The following is a 3,048-nucleotide window of genomic DNA, read 5'->3' as shown; positions in this document are numbered from 1 at the left end:
TTGGTTTGGTAGAAACGATAAATCGTGCGGCTGGATCACTGCAAAAAGACCAGAACGGCGCGGATGTGCCACAACCGGATTGGTTTGTACGTAATATCGGTGCTGCGAGGGCTTTCAATGGTGGAATAAACATTGGTGGGGGTGGTGAATGGTGGACACCTGATTTGATCAGCTGGCTTGAAAATCAGGGGGCATTTAATCATCCATACTGGATGTGCAAAGGCTCATGGTCATACGCTAATAACAGGATAATTACTGATACTGGGTGCGGGAATATCCAGCTAGCCGGTGCGGTCGTGGAGGTGATGGGCGTTCGTGGTGCAATGACTATTCGTGTCACTACAGCCACGGCGGGTGCAGGGACACTCAGCACTCAGTTTACCTACACCAATCATGGTGATGACTATTCACCAGGCTGGAGGCGTGATTTTAGTACAGCAAACAAGCCAACATCTGAAGATGTCGGGGCGCTGCCGATAACTGGCGGCACTGTCAGTGGCAACCTGGGTGCTACTGGTATTGTACAAGCAGGAAGCAGTAAGAAATTTGCTCTATCAAGTGTAAATACCGCTGCTAAAAATGCCGATTTTAATCTATGGGGAAATGCCGAGCGCCCTGTCGTTATAGAGATGAGGGACGATTCCGGGTGGCATTTTTATAGCCAGAGAAATACAGATGGAAGCATTACTTTTGCAGTAAATGGACAAGTTACACCATTCAACTACGGTAATTTTGATGCTCGTTATCAGCTAAAAGATAACTACGCAACACAGGCATGGGTATCGCAAAACTTTGTCCAGAATATCCGACAATCAGGTGTGGGTTATATTGATGCAGAGAAAAATTCAGGTCAGCGCCTGGTGCCAGCCGGAGGTGTGCTAATTGGCTCTCAGGTCAATGGGGAATGGGACAACAACGAGGGGTTCTATTACACCTGGATTCAGCAAAATATCAACGGTAACTGGCTCACAATTGGACGGGTATAAATAATGCAGCTTTTTAAAAGATTTACTCGCTATCATCCTGTTGAAAGTGAACAGGCTGAATTAGCAGAAAAGCACAACGTAATGTTTTTGCGGTCAGAAGATGGAACGGACTGGTATGAAGCACAGAAGAAATTTTCCACAGATACAATGAAACTTGTCATTGATGACGAGGGAATTATACGCTCCTTTTCCCGCGACATAACGACGCTTTGGCCCGTCGACAGAAGTGTTGTAGAGGTGGAATACAGCACGTCATTCGATGACGTTTGGATCGATGGCGGCTGGCAGTATCGGCATGGAAAAATATCTCCTCGTGTTTATACGAAGGCAGAGTTAGTAGAGCAGGCCGAAAGAAAAAAATCCAGCCTGCTGGCAGAGGCTATGGCGGCAATTGCTCCGCTTGAACGGGCGGTAAAGCTGGGTATTGCTACCAGTGAAGAAATCGCCTCGCTTGAAGTCTGGGAGCGCTATAGCGTCATGGTGAATCGGATAGATACCTCAAAACCTGAATGGCCTACGCCTCCAGGTAGTTAAAACGTTGGTTTAGTAGACACGATAAATTTGGCAGATAGCGCAGTTCAGGAAACAGATATTCAGACATCGCGTGATGATGTTACTCCTGGGCATCTGTTGACGACTGGTAGCGCAATTGCAACCCGTTCAGTCGCAGCATCGAATGCAGAATGGGCTTATACAAATGACTCAAACAGCTTGCCAGCTAACGCAGTGAGCTTTGTTTATTCAACTGCCAGAAATTCCCCCGGATATGAGGCGTCAGTTCTGGATTATTCCGGGCTTTCTGGTGAGTATCGAACACAAATTGCAGCAAGTTATACCGCTAACAAAATCAGTTTCAGGACCAAAAACGGCGACAATAACAACTGGAATAACTGGTTTGAGTTTTACCATACTGGAAATAAACCTACCCCGCAGGATATAGGTGCTCTGCCAGCAGGTGTACAGGGTGGGATAAGGGATGGAGGCAGTTTTGAGGGGTTTACAATTGCGGGGTTTTATTGGGTAAGTATTGATAATGCTGAGACAGTCGCAGGTATGCCTTTGCGTAACGATGGTTCACGCTGCTATGGATATGGCTCTTTACTTGTTATTCCGGCTGGCAATGCCATCACACAGGTCTACATCAGTGATGCCGGAGATTTTGCTACAAGACAATGGTGGGGTAACTGGCATCCATGGAAATCATCTTACAGCCCTGCATCTAAACCCAGCCCCGGTGATATTGATGCCTACACTAAAGCAGAATGTGACGCCCGTTATATTGGTGATGTTCAGTTAGGGGCGGGAACGCGAGTCGCTACCTGGAACGTAGAGGGAAACTGGCCTAACTCGCCGGGCTATGTCATCACATCAGTATTTAAAGATTTACAGGGGGCAAACATTGACGGGGTGACTTACGCGCCTCTCCAGAAAAGAATGGGTAACCAGTGGTACACCGTTATTGGGGGAACGGCATAATGCAAAATATTAAAAACTTCAGGCTTGTGGATACACCGGGCAACCGTGAGAAAACACCGGGTGAAATAAATATTGGTAGCCTGTTCCTGGAATCTGAGGACGGGCTGGACTGGTATGAGTGCCAGGCACTTTATTCAGATGATACGGCCAAAATCATGTATGACGCATCTGGAATTATCTGGGGGGTTGTTAATAAGCCCGTGCCGCAGCGGAATCACACTTTTGCAGTGTCAATGCTATGGCCTGTAAATATGTCCGTTGCTGAACTGGATGCGGCGTTATGTCCTGATGATTGTTCAGGCGATGGTTCATGGCGATATGTTGATGGAAAAATCGAGAAAATCCCTACTAATTACATTGCTATTGCTAAAAGTAAAAAATCCCGACTGCTGGATGAAGCCAATGCTGCGATTGCTCCACTTGAACGGGCTGTAAAACTGGGGATTGCCACTGGTGATGAGATTACAGCACTGGAAGCATGGGAACGCTACAGCGTCATGGTGAATCGGATCGATACCTCAAAACCTGAATGGCCTACGCCTCCAGGGAGCTAAAACGTTGGTTTAGTAGAAACCATAAATCGCGC

The 3,048-nt window shown here is 47.1% G+C and carries 4 protein-coding genes; all 4 read left to right on the top strand.

The genetic code is table 11. The features are described 5' to 3' along the window. The coding region (locus OGX94_RS01650) for a phage tail fiber protein (RefSeq protein ID WP_286568547.1) at window positions 1-986 on the top strand (986 nt) is incomplete at its 5' end. A gap of 3 nt (window positions 987-989) precedes the next feature. Then, window positions 990-1,520 carry a tail fiber assembly protein gene (locus OGX94_RS01645; protein WP_268056567.1) on the top strand — a complete coding sequence of 177 codons (531 nt, stop codon included), beginning with the start codon at window positions 990-992 and terminating at the stop codon, window positions 1,518-1,520. 27 nt (window positions 1,521-1,547) lie between these two features. Continuing rightward, complete coding sequence (locus OGX94_RS01640) at window positions 1,548-2,462, top strand: hypothetical protein (RefSeq protein WP_268056568.1); 915 nt, start codon at window positions 1,548-1,550, stop codon at window positions 2,460-2,462. Beyond that, complete coding sequence (locus OGX94_RS01635; protein ID WP_268056569.1) at window positions 2,462-3,016, top strand: tail fiber assembly protein; 555 nt, start codon at window positions 2,462-2,464, stop codon at window positions 3,014-3,016. The genes OGX94_RS01640 and OGX94_RS01635 overlap by 1 nt, the downstream gene beginning before the upstream one ends. The last annotated feature ends 32 nt before the right edge of the window (window positions 3,017-3,048 follow it).

This window comes from Citrobacter sp. Cpo037, assembly GCF_030332945.1.
GTDB lineage: Bacteria > Pseudomonadota > Gammaproteobacteria > Enterobacterales > Enterobacteriaceae > Citrobacter > Citrobacter portucalensis.
The sequence above is the reverse complement of the archived record's forward strand: the minus strand, read 5'-3'. Positions and strand labels throughout refer to the sequence as shown.

What these genes read in the sequence shown, in the direction of transcription:
- OGX94_RS01645 (WP_268056567.1), top strand. Translation starts at nt 990, where the DNA reads ATGCAGCTTTTTAAAAGATTTACTCGCTATCATCCTGTTGAAAGTGAA.
- OGX94_RS01635 (WP_268056569.1), top strand. Translation starts at nt 2,462, where the DNA reads ATGCAAAATATTAAAAACTTCAGGCTTGTGGATACACCGGGCAACCGT.